Genomic DNA, 22,526 nt, shown 5'->3' with positions numbered 1-22,526 from the left:
TAGCAAGAATATCGCAGAAATAAGTAAATTCAATGAAGGAAGCGTTAAAGATGCTTTAAATGGGTGCGTAGGGATTAGCATAGCCCAGGGATTGCAGCAGGCGGATTTCTCGACCTTCCATTTTTTTCGCTTCTGTAGCGCTCTCATGGTCAAGGCCTTGGGCATGCAAGCAACCATGAATAATCAGATGAGCTAGATGAGCCTTCACAGTCTTGCCTTGTTCTGAAGCCTCTTTTTGAATCACGGGAAGACAAAAAATAATATCAGCAGCTAAAGTATTTTTACTGAGCTCATACGGAAAGGTGAGTACGTTAGTTGCCTTGTCTTTATTGCGAAAAGCCAAATTGAGTTTTTTACCTTCAGCTGCATTAACAAAGCGCAAGGTGATGAGGCCATTTAACTGAACTGCAGTTTTTACCCATCTTTTAATTGCTGCTAGAGATGTCATCGCCAGTACTTTGTCTTCAATAGCAACGCTAGCAAATTGAATATCAATCTCTAATTTAGAGGTGGATGTTTGCTTGGCCGTCATGTTAGTGAGTTTGGGTGGGAGTGAGTTCGGTGATGAGATCACCCCGGAGGGTGTAATTGAGTACTTCAGTGATGCGGATGTCTACCATTTGACCTATTAGCGATTCAATATCCGCTTCGGGCGCAGTAAAGTGAATCACGCGATTATTCGTAGCGCGACCTTGTAGGTTCACACCATCCTTCGCTAGGCCTTCAACGAGCACTCGCTCGGTGTTACCCAACATATTTTTGCTGATCTGATTTGCTTGTGACTCAACCAGGGCAAGTAATGTTTGTAGTCTCTTGAGTTTGACTTCATAAGGAGTGTCATCACTCAAGTTAGCCGCAGGTGTACCAGGGCGCGCGCTGAAGATGAAGCAAAAACTGTTATCAAAATTGAGCTCTTCAACCATCTTGAGAAGTTTTGCAAAGTCTTCATCGGTCTCACCAGGAAAGCCAACAATAAAGTCACTAGAGAGCGTCAGGTCGGGCCTCACAGCGCGCATCTTACGAATAATGCTCTTGTATTCCAGGGCGGTATAGCCACGTTTCATCGCAGACAAAACAGAGTCAGATGCATGCTGTACGGGCAAATGCAGATGGCTTACTAGCTTAGGAACTTTTGCGTAGACATCAATTAAACGCTGTGTAAATTCTTTGGGATGGCTGGTAGTAAAGCGAATTCTTTCAACACCGGGAATATCTGCGATGTATTCAATCAGTAATGCAAAGTCTGCGATCTCTTCACTGCCACCCATCTTGCCAAGATAGGCATTGACGTTTTGACCGAGCAAGACAATCTCTTTCACGCCTTGACCCGCAAGACCAGCCACTTCAGTCAAGACATCATCGAAGGGGCGCGATACTTCTTCGCCGCGAGTGTAAGGAACTACGCAGTAGCTGCAATACTTTGAGCAGCCTTCCATGATGGAGACGTAAGCAGAGCCGCGAGTTTGGCGTGAGGCAGGGAGATGATCAAACTTTTCAATTTCTGGAAAAGAGATGTCTACCTGGGATCTGCCAGTCTCACGACGTTGTGTAATCAGGTCGGATAAGCGATGTAGTGTTTGTGGACCAAAGACCACATCTACATAGGGCGCCCGACTAATAATTTGTTGTCCTTCCTGGCTGGCAACACATCCGCCAACACCGATCAATAAATTGGGTTTGGTTTTCTTGAGTTCGCGTAGACGACCTAAATCAGAAAATACTTTATCTTCTGCTTTTTCCCGAATCGAGCAGGTGTTTAAAAGCACCACATCTGCATCTTCAGGTGTATCAGTCATAACCATGCCGTCATTGGCATGTAGGAGGTCGGCCATCTTGCCCGAGTCGTACTCGTTCATTTGACAGCCAAAGGTTTTGATATAGAGCTTTTTCATATGCCGTTCTCAGGTTTATAGCTGGGGGCGAAGCTCAGATTTTACGGGATAAGACGTTTAGAGGATGCGTAGTGCCAGAATCGCAACAATGGTGGGGGGAATGGCTGCTACCAATAGCAATCCTGCAGAAACTGCCGCATTAGGGAAGTAACTACGCAAAATAGCCAATCCAGCTGGGTTGGGTGCATTGGCGATCACGGTTAAGCCGCCGCCAGCAACTGCACCGCCAACCAAAGCCAGCTTAAATTCTGGAGAGGTGCCTTGTACTAGCGAGCCCAAATACGTGAGCGCCGCATTGTCGGTAATCGCTGTTAGTGCCAAGCTGCCATAGAACACGGCAGTGGGGCTCATAGTCTCCAGGATCGGTTGCAACCACCACCCTTGTAGTCCGCCCAATACGACTAATCCGCCCAAGAAGAATCCGACTAGCAAAGCTTCACGCAGAATTAACGGGCTCTGATGTTTTGGATAAGCGGTGGTGTAGCCAATAAAGAAGAGTAGCAGCCACATAAAAATCACTGGGTCATGCGCAAATCCCACGATACCTAACAAAAAGAGTAGATGAATCGCGGTAATCGTTAGTGGAATGCGAGTCTGATCAGATTTGCTGGTGGGCTCAATTAATTGTTTATGAAAGAGTAGTGTCGCAATCGTTGCATTGATAAAAATCGCAATCGTTGCCTCAAGGCCAAAGTTGGCAAACATGAATGGAGTATCCCAGCCCCAAGTAGAGGCCACCATCAGTACGGGGGGCGCGGCAAAATTAGTCAGCGTGCCACCAACCGAGATATTGACGAACAACACGCCCAAGGTCCCATAGAGAAGAGAGGTAGAGCATTTGTGGCGATAGACTAGGTCTCGCAATAAGAATGCTGCCAGCGTCATTGCTGCAGGCTCAGTAATGAGTGAGCCCAGTAAGGGAGTGATGCTCAGGGTTAAGAAATATAGAGTCGGTGTTTGCTTGGTACGCAAGACCAATTGGATGAACTTGCCGAGTTTGTAGAGAAGCTGGGTTGCAATATGCAGAATCGGTTTACTACCAGCCACAACCATGATGGCAAATACAAATAGTGGTTCTGTGAAATTACGTTTGTTTGCAAAATCTTTGGCTGTCGCTAGATCGTTTGCAAGCCACATAAAAATAATCAGGATGGCCGCCCAAAATCCAAAGACGATTTCTACTTCACCTAATAGATGCCATAAACCAGCATGTCTTGGAGATTTTTTAGCGAGCGCTTCAAAATAGGAGGTACAAAAAGTATGCAGTACTGCGATGGCAAAAATAATACTAGCGCCAAGCTCTGTAGGGGTAAAGTTCATGCAGACATATTATCAGGGCAAGCCTGTCAGAATAGGTATAAAGCTAATTCAGTAAAAGTATTGGCAATTTAGGAGATGTTGATGAAACTGAAACTGGGTTATCAGGAGTTAATCGCAAATGCGATGGTTCAAATTGAGACTATTTCATTAGACCAAGCGCAAAAACTCCTGGGTGATGAAAACACCATTTTTGTCGATATTCGGGATGTGAGGGAGTTGGAGCGTGATGGCATGATTCCAAACGCAATACATGCACCCCGTGGCATGCTGGAGTTTTGGGTTGATCCTGACAGCCCTTATTACAAGCCGGTTTTTGGTGAAGATAAGCGTTTGTTGCTCTACTGCGCATCCGCATGGCGCTCGGCCCTGGCAACAGAAACCCTTCAAAAAATGGGGGTGCCTGGAGTTTGCCATTTAGAGGGTGGATTTAGTGCGTGGAAAAAGGCTGAATTGCCGGTAGCGGAAAAGCATTCAAAGTCGCACCCAGGCTAAATTTCTGGCTTCAGAGATCTTGAAATGCATTAAATAGCCCCCATGTATTGGAGGTTATGTTCATTGATCAAGAGGGTATTCGTATGACTGTAGCTAGCAAAGAGACCTTAGGCTTTCAGGCTGAAGTAAAGCAACTTTTACAACTAATGATTCATTCCTTGTATTCCAACAAGGAAATTTTTCTCCGTGAGTTGATCTCGAATGCGTCTGACGCTTCTGACAAGCTCCGCTTTGAGGGAATCGAGCATCCCGACTGGTATGGCGATGACCCTGATCTCAAGATTAAAGTCAATTTTGATAAAGCCGCTAGAACTGTGACGATTTCCGATAACGGAATTGGTATGAGTCGTGAGGAAGTGATTTCTAATTTAGGAACTATTGCGCGGTCTGGTACTAAAGAATTTTTCTCTAAACTCTCTGGTGATCAGCAAAAAGATGCTGCTCTGATTGGCCAGTTTGGAGTGGGTTTCTACTCGGCTTTTATTGTGGCTGATCGCATTACTGTTGAGACTCGTCGAGCTGGTCTACCAGCGACCGATGGTGTTCGTTGGGAGTCTGATGGCTCGGGAGAATTCACAGTGGAAAGTATTGATCGCCCTCAGCGTGGTACATCGATCACGATGCATCTGCGTGAAGGCGAGGATGACTTCCTTTCCACTCATAAGCTCAAATCAATTATTCGTAAATACTCTGATCATATCTCCTTACCTATTCAGATGAATAAAGAAGAATGGGATGCGGATAAAAAAGAGCAAGTCATTAAAGATGAGCTCGAAAGTATTAATCAATCGAGTGCTTTGTGGGCGCGTGCCAAGTCGGAGATTACTGAAGAGCAGTATGACGAATTTTATAAGCACCTGTCACATGACTACGAAAATCCCTTGTGCTACTCCCTCAATCGGGTAGAAGGGCGCAGTGAATTTACACAACTTCTGTATGTGCCTGCACGTGCACCGTTTGATTTGTGGGATCGCAATAAGCGGGGCGGCATTAAGCTGTACGTGAAGCGGGTATTCATCATGGATGATGCTGAGCAATTAGTGCCGATGTATTTGCGATTTGTTACGGGAGTTATTGACTCGACGGATTTGCCATTAAATGTCTCCCGTGAAATTTTGCAGGAATCGCGGGATGTCAAAATCATTCGCGAAAGCTCCACTAAGCGTGTGCTGAGCATGTTGGAGGATCTCGCTAATAGCGATGACGAGGCTAAGAAAGAAAAGTACCGCACCTTCTGGACTCAATTTGGGCAAGTACTCAAAGAGGGTGTGGGTGAGGATCAGCCAAATCAAGAGCGCATCTTAAAGCTCTTACGCTTTGCAAGTACGCATTCCGATTCTGCAGAGCAAACGGTTTCCTTGGCTGAATACGTTTCGCGTATGAAAGAGGGTCAGGACAAGATTTATTACGTGACTGGCGATACTTTTAATGCTGCTAAAAACAGCCCGCATTTAGAAATCTTCCGCAAGAAGGGTGTCGAGGTGTTATTACTCTCTGATCGAGTTGATGAATGGATGCTTTCTTTCTTTACCGAGTTTGATGGCAAGCATATGACCTCAGTAGCCAAAGGTGGACTTGATCTTGGTAGCTTAAGTGATGAAAAGGAAAAGAAAGAGCATGAAGAAACCGAGAAGAACTTCAAGGACTTACTCGATCGCATGAAGTCGGCTTTAGAGGAGAAAGTGAAGGATGTTCGTGTGACCTTCCGTCTAACCGACTCCCCAGCATGCTTAGTCTCTGATGAGAATGAACTTTCTGGAAATTTATTACGCATGTTAAAGGCTGCTGGCCAGCAAGCTCCTGATACCAAGCCTATTCTAGAAATTAATCCAGAGCATCCTTTGCTGCTCAAGCTGAAGTCAGATGACCAGCATTTTGACGAGTGGACTCAGGTCTTGTTTGATCAGGCCCTCTTGGCTGAAGGCGGTCAATTAAATGATCCAGCCGCTTATGTAAAGCGAGTTAATCAGCTATTGCTTTCATAATCAGAAAAGCTCTCAAAGGCATCCAAAGAAAAACCCGACTTGCATTGCGCAGGTCGGGTTTTTTGTTTGCTACAACTAGAACTCAATCTAGCTTGTCATGTTGATTTTTACTGAGGAGCTTTAGCTGGCTGATTATTTTTTCCAGCGTTGTAACCAGAGTTGTACTCGGAGGCTTGCTCTTTTTTGTATGCATCGTATACGTAGCCAGATGCTGCACCTACTGCTGCACCACCTACTGCACCCCAAATTGGGTTGCCGTGGAAAATAGCAGTGCCAACTGCACCAGCAGCAGCGCCGATACCGGCACCAGATAAGGTGCGTTGCTCAGTGTTGCTCATATTGGAGCAACCTGCGATTGCTAGAGTTGCTGCGGTAATAGCGATAATTTTTTTCATATCAACTGTTCCTTATGTCTTTAAATATTGAATTAACTAAATGTCTTGAATTATTTTCTGGCGCAAGGAAAACGTGACGCCAAGAAACCCAAGAACACACCCGCAGCAGGCTTATCCAAAACCTGTTGATTAGCTTGTCCAAATTTCACAAACTCACCAATTACTTCATCGCGTGAAGGGGCTGGTTGTTTTACGCAAATATAAGGTTTTGCGCGTTGTGGGTGACGAGTAGCTAAGTAAGTGTCATAAATACCAGTCGAATAACCAACGCAGAAGCTACGGGATTCTGGACTAGCTGGTAATTTACAAACATTCACGAGCTCTTGAGTACTTAGTACCTGAACTTTTTCTTGAGCTTGTACTAAGCCAGAAAATGCGCCTAAAGTGGCCAATAGAACTAAAACTTTTTTCATGGGTTCTCCCTTGGGTGTGTGTAAATTCGATAATAAACCATATTCAGGACGCTAAATTGCACTAAATGAGTGCATTAATGCCCAAATTCGGTCTCTGAATTCCCCATAATGATGCAAAAAACAGGGGGAGTATTTCGGTGGAAACTTTGAAATCAGGCAGCGATGTCTTATTTATTTTGCTCGGCGCCATCATGGTTCTGGCTATGCATGCGGGGTTCGCGTTTCTTGAGCTTGGCACTGTTCGCAAAAAGAATCAAGTTAATGCTTTAGTCAAAATCTTGGTCGATTTTGCAGTCTCAACCATTGCTTATTTCTTTATTGGCTACAGCATTGCTTATGGCGTTGACTTTTTCTCTGGCGCTGAGTTGCTGGCAGAAAAAAATGGCTATGAATTAGTCAAATTCTTTTTCTTACTCACCTTTGCTGCTGCTATTCCGGCCATCATCTCTGGCGGTATCGCTGAGCGTGCGAAGTTCAATCCCCAATTAATTGCTACCTTTATTTTGGTTGGCTTCATTTACCCTTTCTTTGAGGGCATTGCTTGGAATCAGCATTACGGCATTCAGGCATGGATCAAGTCTCTTACTGGTGAAGAGTTTCATGACTTTGCTGGATCCGTTGTGGTGCATGCTGTAGGCGGCTGGATCGCTTTGCCCGCAGTGATTCTTCTGGGCGCACGTCGCGGTCGTTACACCAAGGATGGCAACGTCGCAGCGCATCCACCCTCAAGCATTCCGTTCTTGGCATTAGGCGCATGGATTTTGGCGGTAGGTTGGTTTGGATTTAACGTCATGAGTGCGCAGACTATCGACAAGGTCAGCGGCCTAGTAGCGATGAATTCCTTAATGGCAATGGTTGGCGGTACTTTGGCTGCATGGGTCATTGGGCGCAACGATCCAGGCTTTACCTATAACGGCCCTTTGGCTGGCTTAGTGGCAGTTTGCGCGGGCTCGGATTTAATGCATCCCATGGGCGCTTTAGTGGTTGGCGTAATTGCTGGCGCTCTCTTTGTGTATATGTTTACTTTGGTACAAAACCGCTGGAAGATTGACGATGTTTTGGGTGTATGGCCTCTACATGGTCTGTGTGGTTTATGGGGTGGCTTGGCCGCAGGCATCTTTGGGACAAAAGCATTGGGTGGTATTGGCGGCGTAACTTTCCTGGGTCAGTTGATTGGAAGCGGTCTGGGAGTTGCGATTGCCTTCATCAGCGGTTTTGTGGTCTATGGACTGTTAAAGGCGATTCTTGGCATTCGGATGTCCCATGAAGAAGAGTATGACGGTGCGGATTTGAGTATTCACCGCATTTCTTCAACTCCCGATCGTGAGCCTAACTGGTAGGCTTTCCTAAATATAGCCATTACCTATAATGAGTCATGGCTATATTTGAACTAGATGGAAATGCTCCTCACTTGGCTGAGGGAGCTTGGGTCGCCGAAAGCGCAGAAGTGATCGGCAGAGTCGAGCTTCACCAAAATGCGAGTGTGTGGCCCAAGGTAGTTATCCGCGGCGATAACGACCTTATTCAGATTGGCGAGGGTAGCAATGTGCAAGATGCTTCAATTTTGCATACCGACCCTGGCTACCCCCTCATTATTGGTAAGCAGGTCACCGTTGGTCATCAGGTGATGCTTCATGGTTGCCATGTTGGCGATGGCAGCTTGATTGGAATTGGCGCAGTCATTTTGAATGGCGCCAAAATTGGCAAGAACTGTTTAGTCGGCGCTGGCGCACTAGTCACTGAAGGTAAAGAATTTCCAGATGGCTCGATGATTTTGGGCTCACCGGCTAAGGCGGTGAAGACGCTGACACCAGAGCAGATTGCTGGTATCGAAGATATTGCGGGTCGTTATGTCAAAAACGCACAGCGATACCAGAAGACTCTGAAGAAAATTGCTTGATCTAAAAAAGTACGCCTAAATTGTTCTACGTCTTTAATGTCGTCTTTCCGGTATTTGCGCTCATTCTGATTGGCTATATTTGTGGCAGAACAGGCAAGCTCGGTGAAAGCGCGTCCATTGAGTTAAATCGCTTTGTAGTGTGGCTGGCACTACCTGCACAGCTATTTAATTTCGCCTCTAGTAGTAGTTGGCAAACGCTTTGGCAGCCAGGATTTATCGCCGCTTTTTTTCTGAGTTGCTTAGCGGTATTCTTTTTTGTACTGGCAATCAGTTGGATGCGTAACCGAGATTTAGTGGCTGCGAGTTTTTCGGGCTTGAGCGCGTCTTATTCCAATACGGGATATATGGGCATTCCGCTTTGTGTTTTAGCGCTTGGTCAGGATGGTTTAGCGCCAGCAATCATTTCTACTTTTATTGTGTTTGTGATGTTTGCTATAGCAACCGTCCTCATTGAGGTCGGCATACAGTCCCACAAAAAATCCCATGAAATTTTTTGGAGCGTACTCAAGTCGCTCTGTACAAATCCCTTATTGATTGCACCGGTTGCAGGTTTGTTATGGTCATCTACAGACTTCGTTTTATATGAGCCATTGGCTCAGGTGATTGCTTTTTTGGCGGCAGCCGCAACGCCTTGCGCACTAGTTTCTATTGGCCTATTTTTGATGCAAAAAGAAAAGTCAGCGCCTCAACAGGCATGGGGCATTACTTTTGCAAAGTTGATTATTCAGCCACTAGTCGCTTGGTTCATAGCAGGGCCAATATTGGATCTGCCTGCGTTGTGGGTGAGTGCCATCGTAATACTGGCTGCTCTTCCCACTGGAACTGGCCCATTTATGCTGGCTCAGTATTACAACGCAGATGGCAGAATAATTTCTAGGGTAGTGCTCTTAACTACGATGGGATCTTTGGTAACGCTGTCTTTATTCCTGTGGTGGAATAGGGGGGTTTAATCCCTCTGCATCGATTTGTTTTTCCCAAGAGGCATCTATAAATGCCGGTAGCTTCATGCACTCATAAAATATCTTCATTAATGTTGGATAGGCTTTCGTATCGATCTTGGCGCTGAGGGCATTAAATACTTGAGGCACCAAACAAATGTCAATCAAGCCAGCTTGATCACCATAGGAAAAACGACCGACCCGAGCATCTGTGCTTAATCGCTTTTCTAGACTTTCTAAACCTAAAGTCATCCAATGTTGACTCCAGGTATCTTTCGCGTCAGAGCTCACGCCTAAAGTTTTGATGAGGTAACGCAATACCCTCAGGTTATTCAGCGGATGAATGTCCATCGCAATATCCATTGCTACCGCACGCACCCATGCTCGATCAATCGCGGTCTGCGGTAGTAATGGAGGATTTGCTTGAATCTCATTGAGATATTCAATGATGGCAAGAGATTGATGGATAGTATGACTACCATCGGTATAAAGCGGCACCAAGCGATTGGGATTTTTATTGGCATAGTCAGGGGAGACTTGTTCGCCTCCATTCTTCACTAGGTGCACCGGAATCACTTCGTAATCAAGTCCTTTTAAATTAAGGGCAATACGTACTCGAAAGGCTGCCGAGCTACGCCAAAAACTATAGAGCTGAGTTTTCATGAGAGATTCCTTGGGAATATAGCCCTCAGTATATTCAGGGCCTCGAAGATTATCCCCTTGGGTGATTTAGACTATGGAACATGGATCAAATTAATTTCTGGATTGGCATCATTGCCACGATTGCTTTTGCGGTGACTGGAGTTCTAGCCATTGCCGATAGGGGCGTTGACCTTTTTGGCGTGCTGGTCTTAGGAGTCATTACCGCCATTGGTGGTGGAACTGTGCGTGACATCATTTTGGATGTGCCTGTGTTTTGGTCGATTGCTCAAATTTATATCTGGGTTGCATTAGGCGCATGCATCGTGACCTTTGTGGCTGAATCTTTTTTTACACAACCGCAGATTTACCGCTGGATGCTCTACATCGACGGCCTTGGCGCTGCTTTGTTCGGAATTCAGGGGGCTGATAAGGCTTGGAACTTAGGGTTTGGATTGCCGGTTGCGCCAGTAATCTTGGGTGTTGTTACCGCGATTGGTGGCGGCTTGCTACGTGACATCTTGGCGGGTCGGAAAACTCTACTCATGTCGCACGAGCTATATGCAATTCCCGTCACTTTGGGTTGTTGTATTTACATCCTGATTTTGAATTTCTTCCCCGCGTACACGCTAGAGGGATCAGTGATCTGCATGCTTGCTATTTTTGGATTACGCGCAGCCGCCATTTACTGGGATTTGCGCGTACCCAAATTATTTATTACTAAAACGCGCTAACGGCGCCGTCGCTACGCGGATCCCAGCCGCCATGAAGTGTCCCGGAAGGATCACGAATAATGCAGCCTGCGTGACCAACAGTTTCATCAAAGGCATCAAGCATTTCAATCTCATGACCTAAGGCATGCAGTTCTTTGGCTACCCATGGACTAAAGCGTGACTCCAACTTTAAGCTGTCGCTAGTTTGTCCCCAGGTTCTACCTAAGAGCCAGCGTGGGCGGCTGATAGCATCTTGTGGATCAAGTCCGTATGTGGCCGTGCGAGTGAAGACTGCGCATTGTGTTTGGGGTTGGCCATCGCCACCCATCGTGCCGTAAACCATTGAGCGACCATCCTTAAATAAAGCCATGGCAGGGTTCAATGTATGAAATGGTTTGCGATAGGGCTCAAGGTGATTTAGTGTCTTTGGATCAAGAGAGAAGCTGCAGCCGCGGTTTTGCCAGTTCACGCCAGACTTGGGTAGCACAATGCCAGCACCAAACTCGTGATAAATACTTTGAATGAAGGAAACGCAATTTCCATTGCCATCTATCACCCCCATCCAAATCGTATCGGCCGGGCCTTTACCTTGACCCCAAGGTAAGGCTTTTTGAGGGTCAATATTTTTTGCTAATTTTTTTAAGAAAGCAGGAGACAAGAAAGCTTGTGCGTGCTTTGTCATGTAGGCGGGATCAGTCACATATTGATCTCTGACTTTAAAAGCTTGTTTTGTAGCTTCAACACAGTGATGAACATACTCCGCGCTATCCACTTTGAAGCGTTTGAGATTAAGTTGATCCAAGATTCCAATGATCATCAGAGATACGACACCTTGGGTTGGTGGCGTCATGTTGTACACATTACCCATGCTGTGTTTGAGTTCGAGCGGGTCAATTAGTTTTGCTTGATGACGATGGAGATCTCCGAGTCTGATCGGGCTACCAATTTCTGTGAGTTCTTTGGCGATGAGATCGGCCAAATCACCACGGTAGTAATCCTCTGTTCCCTTGCGAGCAATTTGGCGCAAGGTTTTAGCTAGACGTTCTTGCTTAAAGATGCTGCCTACTTCAGGTGCTTGACCATTAACCAGGAATGTTTCGGCAAACCCAGGAATGTCTTTCAAGTCGCCCTGTTTTTTGGCGGTGAGGCTTGATTGGCTAAATGTGACTGGTACACCAGCTTCGGCGTAGTGAATCGCATCGGCTAGTAGGCGGGATAAGGGAAGCTTTCCACTCAAACCTTGTTTTGAAAGTTGTTGTGCCGCTCCCCAGCCAGAAATGGTGCCAGCCACGGTGTTGGCTGCAACGGCGCCTCGGAAGGGGATAGCCTTTGTGATTCCACGCTCTGCATACCATTGCTTGGTTGCTAGGCCAGCTGCTGCACCACAGGCGTCAATTCCACCAATAGCCTTACCGGGGGAGTGAACTACCCAGAAAGAGTCGCCACCAATCGAATTCATGTGGGGATATACAACTGCGATCGTTGCTGCTGCAGCGATCATGGCTTCTAGGGCATTTCCACCCTCTCTTAAAACTGCTAACGCAGATTCAGATGCCAGAGAGTGGGGCGCCACTGCCATACCCCGAATACCCCATTTTTGCTGCATGCTAATTTCTCCATTGAATACTTTATTGAAAAAGTTTTTATTATTTGTATTGAGGCTCTATTAGAGCGAATTTTGTAGCCTTTATAGACAGAGTGTGCACTTTAATTGGGCGTATTGCTTGATCTGTGTATTTAGAGCCCTTCCCTTCCAATTGTTGTTTAGATTCCATCTAATCGCTAAATTCTCGGGAAAACCCCGATCTGATTTGATGAGGAATTACCCTAAGTAGTGGATTTCTTTGATTTTTTTCAAAGCATAATCGACCCGTTGTTTTTTATTTCAATAAAAATAGTTAGGAGCTACTGATGTCAACATCAACTAAAGCAGCCCCAATGACCGCTGAAGAACGCAAAGTTATTTTTGCTTCCTCTTTAGGTACGGTTTTTGAGTGGTACGACTTTTATCTTTACGGTTCATTGGCCGCCGTTATCGCCAAGCAGTTCTTCTCAGGCCTAGATGCAGGCTCAGCCTTCATTTTCGCATTGCTTGCGTTCGCAGCCGGTTTTATCGTTCGCCCATTCGGCGCTTTGGTATTCGGTCGCTTAGGTGATTTGATCGGTCGTAAATACACCTTCTTGGTGACGATCCTGTTGATGGGTGGTGCAACATTCATCGTGGGTATTCTTCCTAACTACGCCACTATCGGTGTTGCTGCGCCTGTGATCTTGATCGCATTGCGTATGCTTCAAGGTTTGGCTTTGGGCGGTGAGTACGGCGGTGCCGCAACTTATGTTGCTGAGCATGCTCCTCATGGTCGTCGTGGCGCATACACAGCTTGGATTCAGACAACAGCTACTCTTGGCTTGTTCTTGTCCTTGTTAGTGATTTTGTTCACACGTGAATTCACTGGCGCAGACTTTGATGTTTGGGGCTGGCGTGTTCCGTTCATCGTTTCTATCGCTTTGTTAGCTGTTTCTGTTTGGATCCGTTTATCAATGAACGAATCCCCAGCCTTCAAGAAGATGAAAGAAGAAGGCAAATTATCTAAAGCGCCATTGACAGAGTCATTCGGTCAATGGAAGAACTTGAAGATTGTTATCTTGGCATTGTTTGGTCTGGTTGCAGGTCAAGCGGTGGTTTGGTACACAGGTCAGTTCTACGCTTTGTTCTACCTCACACAAGTGTTGAAGGTAGATGCTAAGACTGCGAACTTGTTGATTGCTGCTTCATTAGTAATCGGCACACCATTCTTTGTAATCTTCGGTAGCTTGTCAGACAAGATCGGCCGTAAGGTCATCATCATGGGTGGCTTGTTATTAGCTGTAATCACATACATTCCAAATACACCAGTTTCCGTATTTAATGCTTTGACCCACTTTGCTAACCCAGCGTTAGAAAAAGCAATGGCCAGCGCACCAGCTACGATTACTGCTGATGTGAATGAATGTACATTCCAGTTCAACCCAACAGGTACAGCCAAGTTCACTAGTTCTTGCGACATTGCAAAACAAGTGATGGCTTCCAACTCTGCTAGCTATAGCACTGTTGCGGGTCCTGCTGGTGGTACGGCTGTTGTGAAGATTGGCGACATCGAAATCCCTGGCTACTCAGCTAAAGGTTTAGCTCCAGCTGATGCAAAAGCAAAAGATGCTGAGTTTAAGGCTGCGATTCGTGATGCCTTGAATAAAGAGGGTTACCCAGCTAAAGCAAACCCAGCCGACATTAACTATGTTGCTGTATTGCTCTTGTTGGTTTACTTGGTACTTTTGGTAACCATGGTTTATGGCCCAATCGCAGCGATGTTAGTTGAGATGTTCCCAACTCGCATTCGTTATACCTCTATGTCCTTGCCATACCATATTGGTAACGGTTGGTTCGGTGGCTTGTTGCCAACGATCTCCTTCGCCTTGGTAGCGCAAAACGGTAATATTTACTACGGTCTCTGGTACCCAATCATCATCGCTGCGATGACATTGGTAATCGGTGTACTGTTTGTTAAAGAAACTAAAGACGTAGATATCTACGCTAAAGACTAAGCTTTACTAGTCCGTTTCAAAATTAAACCCGACCACAAAATGGTCGGGTTTTTTATTGCCTAAATTAATCCCAAAGATTTTTTTGATTGCCACGATTAAACATGGCTTGATTCTGGTCGGCGATAGACGTCAGTCTTTGACCTGGGATCACTTTGATCTCAGCGCCCGCTGTAACTAGGCCTGTGTGATTAACGCGTAGATACCATCCACTAAAGCCAGATTGCAGCATGGCCTTGGCTGCGCCTTTATACCCCATCTTGGCATTGAACTTAAAGCAGGGTTCACGTAGTTTGACTACAGTAAATTGCAGATCACCAATCTGCATTTGATCTCCAATAAATATCTCAGTTTCTAGTAAGCCTTCAATAGTAAAGTTTTCGCCGAAAGCGCCTAGGGGAAGCTCGACTGATTTTTTGGTTTCTCTGGTGAGGAGCGAATTCCAAAAATCATAGTGCTCAATTGGATATACGTAAATGGCTTTCTCAATACCGCCATGCACTGATAGGTCTGCTTGTTCGTCGCCTGCAACACCCAGTCGAGTGATTTCAATGGGGGTAGGGGAGGCAAGATTACTAATGGACTTTTTATCGATAGCCGAGGCTACTGTTGAGTAGTTCGGGTGATGGGATCCAAAAAGCGGCATGACTTTGCCGGAAGATATTGAGAGAAGTCGCATAAGTTCAGATGGCTGATAAGATGAAATGATCAAATTAAGAAAGTAAATAATGCATCTTTATAGAGTATTAGTGGCGGCAATGCTTTGTATGCTTGCCAGTCAGACTGCATTCGCTAAGTGGGATGAGGAACGGGATGTCACTACCAATGGTAAAGATGAGCTGGTTTATTACTTCAAGACTAATGATCAGGGCCAAAAGCTGGTTTTAGATAAGTACGTGAAGCGCCTCATTTTCATTCAGCCTGACCGTCTTTATAAACGCACTATTCGCCTCATTAAAGTCGATGGACAGGCTATCGAGGTGATGAGTGATCCTTTTTCGCGCTTTCCAGAGCAAACCGCCATCATTTTTGAAAACAAGGATGAGGTTCTGAAAAAGCTCTTTCTAGCCAAGAAAATTGAGGTTTTTGTGCGCTATAACCGAGATGAGGCGCTAAGCGTCTTTCAGATTAGGTAGTGCGAGCCCTTTGGTTTAGACAGAAGGCGTCTGATCATTTACAATTACGAGTTCGGCGAATTAGCTCAGCTGGTTAGAGCGACGGAATCATAATCCGCAGGTCCGGGGTTCAAATCCCTGATTCGCCACCATATCAAAAGGCCATTGCCCACCGGCAGTGGCCTTTTTCTTAGTAATGTCGCTTGGGTTCGATCGATGGCTAAATTTTGGAATTTCGTCCTTTTCCAGATTGGTTGGTTTACCTGCATTATTGGCGCGGCCAATGAGCAGGTTTTATGGCCAGTCATCGGCACGCTGTTGTATCTCGCAATACATATTTGGCGCTCAGAGCATTCAAAGTTAGAGCTAAAGCTCATATTGAAGGCGGTTGTATTTGGAGTGAGCGCTGACACACTTATAGCCAATTTAGGCTTTTTATACTTTAAAGATGCCTGGCCCAGTCCTTACTTATCCCCTTTTTGGATGTGGACCCTATGGGCATTGGTGGCAAGCACCATCAATGGATCTTTGTCCTGGTTGCGTGGCAGACCATGGCTGGGGGCGGCCTTAGGCGCAATAGCAGGTCCAATGTCTTATGAAGCCGGCATCCGTATGGGCGCAGGTTCATGGGGGCCTAATGGGCAGTTAGGAGGCCTAACGCTCTTGGCTATCGTTTGGGGTGTTGCGATGCCACTGTTTTTCTATTGGCATCGCCGTCATGTGGGATCAAGCCCAATACAAAATCAGTAAATTCTTTTTAAAAGCCACTTGCAAATAGTACTGGTTTTATATACAGTGAGTCGTATGTCAATAAAAAGCACAAAAAACTCAAAAAACAGCCTAACAAATAGTGAAAAGGGATTAAACATGGCCTTGGACGATAAGAGAAAATCAGCCTCATCCGAATTTGACGGTATGAGCGGAGATAAGCAAAAGGCATTAACTGCAGCCTTAGCGCAAATTGAGAAGCAATTTGGTAAGGGCTCAATCATGAGATTGGGCGATGCAGAGATTCATCAAGATATTCAGGTAGTTTCTAGTGGTTCATTGGGTTTGGATATTGCTCTTGGAGTTGGTGGTTTGGCGCGTGGGCGCGTGATTGAGATTTACGGTCCAGAATCTTCAGGCAAAACAACACTGACCCTGCATGCGATTGCTGAGATGCAAAAGATTGGTGGCACTTGCGCCTTTATCGATGCTGAGCACGCCTTAGATGTTCAGTACGCTTCACGCCTTGGTGTGGATGTAAATAATTTATTGATCTCCCAGCCAGATACTGGCGAACAAGCTTTGGAAATAGCCGATGCTTTAGTGCGCTCGGGCTCAATCGATTTAATTGTGATTGACTCCGTAGCCGCTTTGGTTCCAAGGGCGGAGATCGAGGGCGATATGGGGGATTCATTACCAGGCCTCCAGGCTCGCCTAATGAGCCAAGCCTTGCGTAAGCTGACTGGCGCAATCAAGCGTACCAATACAACAGTGATCTTTATCAACCAGATTCGTATGAAGATTGGCGTGATGTTTGGTTCGCCTGAAACGACTACTGGCGGTAATGCACTGAAGTTCTACGCTTCTATGCGTTTAGATATTCGTCGCATCGGCAGCATTAAGAAAGGTGATGAGATTGTTGGTAACGAGACCCGCGTCAAGGTAGTGAAGAACAAAGTATCCCCACCGTTCCGTGAAGCAATCTTTGACATCATGTACGGCGCTGGTATTTCAAGAGAAGGTGAAATCATCGATATGGGTGTAGAAGCCGATATCGTTGAGAAATCAGGTTCTTGGTATGCCTATAACGGCGATCGCATTGGCCAAGGTAAAGACAATGTTCGCGAGTTCTTAAAAGAGAATCCAGCCATTTCACAAGATATTGAAGCAAAGATTCGTGCCAAATTAGGTGTTAAAGCTGGAACCGCAGTGATTAGTGATGTTTTGAGCGAGGAAGAGGAAGCGTAATTCTTCGATGTCAGAATTGGGTAGCACCGTTAAAAAAGGTAAGAATCAAAGCCCGAGTCTCAAAGCTCGGGCTTTGCGCCTTTTATCTATGCGCGAGTACAGCCGTAAGGGGCTAGCTGCGAAACTCGAAGAGTCTGCGGCAAGGATGCTGAAGTTCAAGTTACCCGAGGAAGAGTCCGAGGAAATTATCCCAGCCGTTCCCCTAAACATCCAGATTGAAGCGGTTTTAGATGATTTCGAAGCCCGCGGTTGGCTTTCTGACCAGCGCTTTGCGGAGGCTCTAGTTCGGCGCCGTAGCGAGCGGTTTGGGACCCGCAAAATACAGGATGAGCTTTCTCAGGCTGGGGTGGATAGCTCAAAAACAGCAGATCTGCTCAAGAATCTCAAAGAAACTGAATATCAGCGCGCTTATGAGCTATGGCTCCGTAAGTTTGGTGCTGTGGCAACAGAGCAAAAGGAACGAGCTCGTCAGTATCGTTTTCTGGCCTCTAAGGGCTTCAGTTCGAATGTGGTGTCTAAGGTGATAGCTGGTCGCCCTGACTAGGGCAATTACGGAGTAAAGAGGCATAGTTGCCGCATTGCAGCATGATAGACTTATGAAGTCGGCAGAACCGCTTCCATTTATTCGGATGAACACCTATGGGTTGTCCATTGAGTAGATAGGTGATTAAGGTGAAACCGGTTTTACTAATCCTCATCGCTTGCTAAAAAAGATACCGTTTCGGGAGTAATAATGAAAATTCACGAGTACCAAGGCAAAGAATTACTACGCCAATTTAATGTGCCTGTTCCAAATGGCATTCCTGCATTTAGTGTTGATGAGGCAATTAAAGCTGCCGAAAAGCTAGGCGGCCCAGTATGGGTTGTTAAGGCTCAAATTCATGCGGGTGGTCGCGGTAAAGGCGGCGGTGTGAAGTTAGCTCGCAGCATGGACGAAGTGAAAAAATACGCTTCTGAAATTTTGGGTATGCAATTAAAAACCCATCAAACTGGCCCAGAAGGTCAAAAAGTAAATCGCCTCTTAATTGAAGACGGCGCTGATATCAAGAAAGAGTACTACTTTAGTATCGTTACCGATCGTGGCACACAGAAGAATGTGATCATGGCGTCCAGCGAAGGTGGTATGGATATTGAAGAGGTTGCAGAATCTCACCCAGAAAAAATTATTAAAGTGTTTGTTGATCCATTGATTGGTTTAACTGACGCTGATTGTCAGATCATTGCGAAAGGCATTGGAGTTCCAGATGCTTCTATTCCAATGGCAAGCGATGTGTTTAAGAATTTGTACAAGACCTATTGGGAAACCGATGCTTCATTGGTTGAGATCAACCCATTGATTCTTGAAGGCAACGGCAAGATCAAGGCGCTTGATGCTAAATTCAATTTTGATCCGAATGCTTTGTATCGTCATCCAGAAATCGTGGCTTACCGCGATATCGATGAAGAAGATGCGGCGGAGATCGAAGCTTCTAAATTTGATTTGGCTTACATTTCACTCGACGGCAATATCGGTTGTTTGGTAAATGGTGCTGGCTTGGCAATGGCTACGATGGACACTATTAAGTTGTTTGGCGGCGAGCCAGCAAACTTCTTGGACGTTGGCGGTGGCGCAACTGCAGAGAAAGTAACAGAAGCGTTCAAGATTATGCTCAAGAACAAGAGCGTTGAAGCGATTTTGGTAAATATTTTCGGCGGCATCATGCGTTGTGACGTAATCGCTGATGGCGTAGTTACAGCATGTAAAGCGGTGAACTTGACTGTACCTTTGGTTGTACGCATGAAGGGTACTAATGAAGAGTTGGGCAAGAAAATTCTTGCGGACTCAGGTTTGCCAATCATTAGCGCCGATTCAATGGCAGAAGCTGCTACTAAGGTAGTTGCTGCTGTTGCGAAAAACAAATAATCAAGGAACTTCAATATGTCTATTTTGGTAAATAAAAATACTAAAGTAATTACTCAAGGTATTACTGGTAAGACTGGCCAATTCCACACTGAGAAGTGTCAAGAATATGCAAACGGTAAAAACTGTTTTGTTGCTGGTGTAAATCCTAAAAAAGCGGGCGAGTCTATTTTCAATATTCCAATTTATGGAACTGTAAAAGAAGCCGCTCAACAAACTGGCGCAACTACTTCTGTAATTTATGTTCCGCCTCCTGGCGCTGCTGCTGCAATTTGGGAAGCTGTTGAAGCTGACCTTGATTTTGTTATCTGTATTACTGAAGGCATTCCAGTCAAGGATATGTTGGAAGTACGTAACAAGATGACTGCAAAAGAAGCGGCTGGTGGCAAGAAAACTTTATTGCTAGGACCAAACTGCCCTGGAATCATTACTCCAGACGAAATCAAAATCGGCATCATGCCTGGCCATATTCATAAAAAGGGCCGCATTGGTGTAGTTAGCCGTTCTGGTACTTTGACTTATGAAGCAGTTGGTCAATTGACGGCAATTGGTCTAGGCCAGTCCACAGCAGTTGGCATTGGTGGCGATCCTATCAATGGCTTAAAGCACATTGACATCATGCGCATGTTTAATGAAGATCCGGATACTGATGCGGTCATCATGATTGGTGAAATCGGCGGCCCAGATGAAGCTGAAGCAGCTCGCTGGTGTAAAGCCAATATGAAGAAGCCAGTTGTTGGCTTTATTGCAGGTGTAACAGCACCTCCTGGAAAACGTATGGGCCATGCTGGCGCATTGATCTCTGGCGGTGCAGATACAGCTGATGCTAAGCTTGCCGTTATGGAAGAATGTGGCTTTAAAGTAACAAGAAATCCTTCAGAAATGGCCGCTTTGCTCAAAGCCATGTTGTAATCAAAGAAGCATGCCGATTCGTCGGCATGCTTTTTGTAATACCTTGTAGTCAAAACTAAAATATATAAAAGTACGGAGACATTATGGATTTTTCAGCATTTTCAGATGCAACCTTTTGGGCGGCATTACTCTCAATCATCGTTGCAAATATTTTGTTATCTGGCGATAACGCGGTTGTGATTGCTTTAGCTTCCCGCAATCTACCGCCCGCTCAACAAAAGAAAGCTATTTTTTGGGGTAGTGCGGCAGCGATTGTTTTGCGAGTGATTTTGACTATCACTGCCGTTGCATTATTAAGTCTCCCATATCTAAAAATTGTTGGTGCAATTTTGCTCGTCTACATTGGCGTTCAGCTATTGGCTGATAGCGACGGTGAGGAGCATCTGGAAGGCAAGACCAGTATTTGGGCTGCCATCCGCACCATCTTGATTGCTGACTTAGTCATGAGTTTGGATAACGTTTTGGCAGTTGCTGCTGCTGCTCAAAAAGGTCCTGAAGAGACTCGTTTATTGCTCTTGATTATTGGTTTGGGTATGTCAATTCCATTAATCATTTTTGGTAGCGCCATGTTGCTCAAAGTGATGGAGCGCTTCCCAATCATCATTACCTTAGGCGCTGGCCTATTGGGCTTGCTAGCTGGTGGTATGTTGGTTGAAGATCCGGCCATTAAGGATAGTATCCAGGCAGCTTTGGGTGATGCTAAGTTGGCCTTTGAAATTATTGGTGTGGCTATCGTCATTCTTGTCGGTACCTACTTTAAGAAAAAGAACGCAGCTAAAGAAGCGCATTAATTTTCTTACGCATTAATCAGAAAAGCCGGCCTTCAAAGCCGGCTTTTCTGACGTTAGGACGCCTTGAGTATGTTGGGTATAGACTGGATGATGGGGTATTTAACCTCAGGAGCAAAATAATGTCTAAACAAGATCAGCACCAAGAGTCTGGATTTACATTAATTGAAGTAATGGTAGTTGTCGCCATCATTGGTATTTTGGTGGCTGTTGCAGTTCCTCAATACCAGGACTATATCGCTCGTAGCCGCATCGTAGAAGGCATGAATCTTTCTTCTAGCGCTAAGCTGGCAGTGACCGAGGCGTTTGCAAGTAGAGGCACCGTAATGATGGACGAGGCAACCCATGGTTCCTTTACCTTTGTACCCACTCGAAGTGTGAAGTTAATTGAGATCACACCTTCTGGAGCTATTGCTATCGACTTTCAGAACAATGTCGCACCTGAAAATAAAAATACATTACATCTTATTCCGACAAATGACCCAGATGCCAATGTTCCCAAAGCGATTGATTTATCTAAGCCAGAGGGATCAACTTGGGCTGGTGGTTGGTCTTGTCGTTCTACTGACACTAATCTTTTGCCGCAGTTACTACCTTCGGAGTGCCGTATCACCAAATAAAATAGTTACAAGTAATCTATAAGAAATTTAGCCACCCTAGGGTGGCTTTTTGTTAAGCTAAACCCATGAATGTAATGCTTGCAAAATTGGTGCAGTCCCTATGCGTTATTTTGTTGGCGCTTAGTGTTGCTAGAGCCGAACCGCTAATTGGTGCTCCCTGTTTTATAGAAATTGATAGTAGACAGGTTGGGAAAGGCTCAATTGAGTATTTAAAGGCTGGGAGCGGTAGTTCAGTCTTTTTATTACATGGGCTCTTTGCTCAAAAAGAGCAGTGGATTGAGATGGCTTGTGCGCTCTCATCAGCTGGGTTCATGGCCATTGCACCAGATCTGCCTGGATACGGAAAGAGCATTCCTTTTCCAATTGAGGATTACCGGCTAGAGAATCAGGTAGTACTCCTGCATCAGTTAGCTAATGCATTAAGCCTTGGCAAGGTGCATATTGCAGGCAGTTCAATGGGTGGGGCAATTTCTAGCATGTATGCCAATCAATACCCAATGCAGACTCGCTCTTTGGCGTTTATTGGCTCGCCTTTGGGCATAGGACCCTGGGGTGCAAAGGTAAAAGATCTCCTTGCTCAAGGGGTTAATCCATTTATTCCAATCACAATGGAGCAGCTAAATTTAGAGATGAATTTATTGTTTTACAAGCCACCAGTAGTTCCAGAAACGATCAAGGATCAATTGCTCGATGATTATCGGAAATCAAATCGACATTACCAGCAGGTGTGGGATATTGTGAATTTATATTTGAACCAGATTGCAAAGAGCTCTTCGGTCCGTACTCCAGCCTTGATACTCTGGGGAGATCGGGATGAAATTTTCTCCGTGGTTGATATCAGCGCCTTGCAATCAAAGTACCCCGGCAATCAGCATTACGTCATGCCTGATGCGGGACACCTGCTGATGTTAGAAAATCCCACAGAAGCAAGTCGGAGATATATTGAGTTTTTGAAGCAGCGTTGAATCG

The 22,526-nt window shown here is 45.5% G+C and carries 24 protein-coding genes and 1 tRNA gene; 17 read left to right on the top strand and 8 right to left on the bottom strand.

Annotated features, from left to right (window positions below; translation table 11 throughout):
• Window positions 1-55 precede the first annotated feature (55 nt).
• The 3 genes from ybeY to ICN42_RS01005 are packed head-to-tail and all read right to left on the bottom strand — an operon-like array spanning window position 56 to window position 3,212.
• Window positions 56-532 carry an rRNA maturation RNase YbeY gene (gene ybeY, locus ICN42_RS01015; protein ID WP_216249596.1) on the bottom strand — a complete coding sequence of 159 codons (477 nt, stop codon included), beginning with the start codon at window positions 530-532 and terminating at the stop codon, window positions 56-58.
• A gap of 1 nt (window position 533) precedes the next feature.
• Entirely contained in the window at window positions 534-1,892 is a 1,359-nt protein-coding gene (gene miaB, locus ICN42_RS01010) for a tRNA (N6-isopentenyl adenosine(37)-C2)-methylthiotransferase MiaB (RefSeq protein WP_216249593.1), read from the bottom strand.
• Between the two features lie 57 nt (window positions 1,893-1,949).
• A complete protein-coding gene (locus ICN42_RS01005; RefSeq protein ID WP_216249590.1) occupies window positions 1,950-3,212 on the bottom strand; it encodes a putative Na+/H+ antiporter in 1,263 nt (420 codons plus the stop codon).
• A gap of 81 nt (window positions 3,213-3,293) precedes the next feature.
• Between ICN42_RS01005 and ICN42_RS01000 the strand changes: the two genes are divergently transcribed.
• Entirely contained in the window at window positions 3,294-3,704 is a 411-nt protein-coding gene (locus ICN42_RS01000; protein ID WP_216249585.1) for a rhodanese-like domain-containing protein, read from the top strand.
• An 83-nt stretch (window positions 3,705-3,787) separates the two neighbouring features.
• The gene (gene htpG / locus ICN42_RS00995) at window positions 3,788-5,689 is read left to right on the top strand and encodes a molecular chaperone HtpG (protein ID WP_216252785.1); all 1,902 of its coding nucleotides are present in this window, start codon (window positions 3,788-3,790) and stop codon (window positions 5,687-5,689) included.
• A 107-nt stretch (window positions 5,690-5,796) separates the two neighbouring features.
• On the opposite strand, the gene ICN42_RS00990 is transcribed toward htpG, so the two are convergent.
• Window positions 5,797-6,084: a glycine zipper domain-containing protein gene (locus ICN42_RS00990; RefSeq protein ID WP_215333930.1), complete on the bottom strand. Its 288-nt coding sequence runs from the start codon at window positions 6,082-6,084 to the stop codon at window positions 5,797-5,799.
• Between the two features lie 50 nt (window positions 6,085-6,134).
• Window positions 6,135-6,497, bottom strand: a complete 363-nt coding sequence (locus ICN42_RS00985) for a Rap1a/Tai family immunity protein (protein ID WP_216249581.1) — start codon at window positions 6,495-6,497, stop codon at window positions 6,135-6,137.
• Window positions 6,498-6,634: 137 nt separating this feature from the next.
• Here ICN42_RS00985 and ICN42_RS00980 point away from each other — a divergent pair, with 137 nt between their 5' ends.
• Genes ICN42_RS00980 through ICN42_RS00970 form a run of 3 tightly spaced genes read left to right on the top strand, consistent with a single transcriptional unit; the run spans window position 6,635 to window position 9,347 of the window.
• On the top strand, window positions 6,635-7,837 hold the full coding sequence (locus tag ICN42_RS00980) for an ammonium transporter (RefSeq protein ID WP_216249576.1): 1,203 nt from the start codon (window positions 6,635-6,637) through the stop codon (window positions 7,835-7,837).
• A gap of 35 nt (window positions 7,838-7,872) precedes the next feature.
• Window positions 7,873-8,397 (top strand): gamma carbonic anhydrase family protein, encoded by a 525-nt coding sequence (locus ICN42_RS00975; protein ID WP_216249573.1) that lies wholly within the window; start codon window positions 7,873-7,875, stop codon window positions 8,395-8,397.
• Between the two features lie 20 nt (window positions 8,398-8,417).
• Window positions 8,418-9,347: an AEC family transporter gene (locus ICN42_RS00970; RefSeq protein WP_216249570.1), complete on the top strand. Its 930-nt coding sequence runs from the start codon at window positions 8,418-8,420 to the stop codon at window positions 9,345-9,347.
• Here ICN42_RS00970 and maiA read toward each other — a convergent pair.
• Window positions 9,318-9,998, bottom strand: coding sequence for a maleylacetoacetate isomerase (gene maiA / locus ICN42_RS00965; RefSeq protein ID WP_216249567.1), 681 nt, complete (start codon window positions 9,996-9,998; stop codon window positions 9,318-9,320). The genes ICN42_RS00970 and maiA overlap by 30 nt on opposite strands.
• 80 nt (window positions 9,999-10,078) lie before the next feature.
• Here maiA and ICN42_RS00960 point away from each other — a divergent pair, with 80 nt between their 5' ends.
• Window positions 10,079-10,708 (top strand): trimeric intracellular cation channel family protein, encoded by a 630-nt coding sequence (locus tag ICN42_RS00960; protein ID WP_216249565.1) that lies wholly within the window; start codon window positions 10,079-10,081, stop codon window positions 10,706-10,708.
• Here ICN42_RS00960 and ICN42_RS00955 read toward each other — a convergent pair.
• Entirely contained in the window at window positions 10,695-12,293 is a 1,599-nt protein-coding gene (locus ICN42_RS00955; RefSeq protein WP_216249561.1) for a gamma-glutamyltransferase family protein, read from the bottom strand. The two genes, ICN42_RS00960 and ICN42_RS00955, sit on opposite strands and share 14 nt — an antisense overlap.
• 305 nt (window positions 12,294-12,598) lie before the next feature.
• Between ICN42_RS00955 and ICN42_RS00950 the strand changes: the two genes are divergently transcribed.
• On the top strand, window positions 12,599-14,269 hold the full coding sequence (locus ICN42_RS00950; RefSeq protein ID WP_216249558.1) for an MFS transporter: 1,671 nt from the start codon (window positions 12,599-12,601) through the stop codon (window positions 14,267-14,269).
• Window positions 14,270-14,333: 64 nt separating this feature from the next.
• On the opposite strand, the gene ICN42_RS00945 is transcribed toward ICN42_RS00950, so the two are convergent.
• Window positions 14,334-14,912, bottom strand: a complete 579-nt coding sequence (locus ICN42_RS00945; protein WP_255539196.1) for an MOSC domain-containing protein — start codon at window positions 14,910-14,912, stop codon at window positions 14,334-14,336.
• Between the two features lie 82 nt (window positions 14,913-14,994).
• Between ICN42_RS00945 and ICN42_RS00940 the strand changes: the two genes are divergently transcribed.
• The 10 genes from ICN42_RS00940 (at window position 14,995) to ICN42_RS00895 (ending at window position 22,522) form a co-directional block, all read left to right on the top strand.
• The gene (locus ICN42_RS00940; protein WP_216249552.1) at window positions 14,995-15,402 is read left to right on the top strand and encodes a hypothetical protein; all 408 of its coding nucleotides are present in this window, start codon (window positions 14,995-14,997) and stop codon (window positions 15,400-15,402) included.
• Window positions 15,403-15,456: 54 nt separating this feature from the next.
• A tRNA-Met gene (locus tag ICN42_RS00935) sits at window positions 15,457-15,533 on the top strand.
• A gap of 64 nt (window positions 15,534-15,597) precedes the next feature.
• Window positions 15,598-16,131 carry a DUF2878 domain-containing protein gene (locus tag ICN42_RS00930; protein WP_216249550.1) on the top strand — a complete coding sequence of 178 codons (534 nt, stop codon included), beginning with the start codon at window positions 15,598-15,600 and terminating at the stop codon, window positions 16,129-16,131.
• Between the two features lie 117 nt (window positions 16,132-16,248).
• Window positions 16,249-17,337, top strand: a complete 1,089-nt coding sequence (gene recA, locus ICN42_RS00925) for a recombinase RecA (RefSeq protein ID WP_216249547.1) — start codon at window positions 16,249-16,251, stop codon at window positions 17,335-17,337.
• A gap of 7 nt (window positions 17,338-17,344) precedes the next feature.
• Window positions 17,345-17,881 carry a recombination regulator RecX gene (recX, locus tag ICN42_RS00920; RefSeq protein WP_216249544.1) on the top strand — a complete coding sequence of 179 codons (537 nt, stop codon included), beginning with the start codon at window positions 17,345-17,347 and terminating at the stop codon, window positions 17,879-17,881.
• Between the two features lie 189 nt (window positions 17,882-18,070).
• Complete coding sequence (gene sucC, locus ICN42_RS00915; RefSeq protein ID WP_215354929.1) at window positions 18,071-19,240, top strand: ADP-forming succinate--CoA ligase subunit beta; 1,170 nt, start codon at window positions 18,071-18,073, stop codon at window positions 19,238-19,240.
• A gap of 15 nt (window positions 19,241-19,255) precedes the next feature.
• Window positions 19,256-20,149, top strand: coding sequence for a succinate--CoA ligase subunit alpha (gene sucD, locus ICN42_RS00910; RefSeq protein WP_216249541.1), 894 nt, complete (start codon window positions 19,256-19,258; stop codon window positions 20,147-20,149).
• Window positions 20,150-20,232: 83 nt separating this feature from the next.
• Window positions 20,233-20,940: a TerC family protein gene (locus ICN42_RS00905; RefSeq protein WP_216249538.1), complete on the top strand. Its 708-nt coding sequence runs from the start codon at window positions 20,233-20,235 to the stop codon at window positions 20,938-20,940.
• Window positions 20,941-21,059: 119 nt separating this feature from the next.
• Window positions 21,060-21,557, top strand: a complete 498-nt coding sequence (locus ICN42_RS00900; protein ID WP_216249535.1) for a pilin — start codon at window positions 21,060-21,062, stop codon at window positions 21,555-21,557.
• 65 nt (window positions 21,558-21,622) lie between these two features.
• Window positions 21,623-22,522 (top strand): alpha/beta fold hydrolase, encoded by a 900-nt coding sequence (locus ICN42_RS00895; RefSeq protein ID WP_216249532.1) that lies wholly within the window; start codon window positions 21,623-21,625, stop codon window positions 22,520-22,522.
• Window positions 22,523-22,526 lie beyond the last annotated feature (4 nt).

It is taken from the genome of Polynucleobacter sp. 71A-WALBACH (assembly GCF_018882365.1).
Classification (GTDB): Bacteria; Pseudomonadota; Gammaproteobacteria; order Burkholderiales; family Burkholderiaceae; genus Polynucleobacter.
Note: the sequence above shows the minus strand (reverse complement) of the source record. Positions and strands in the feature narration are given on the sequence as shown.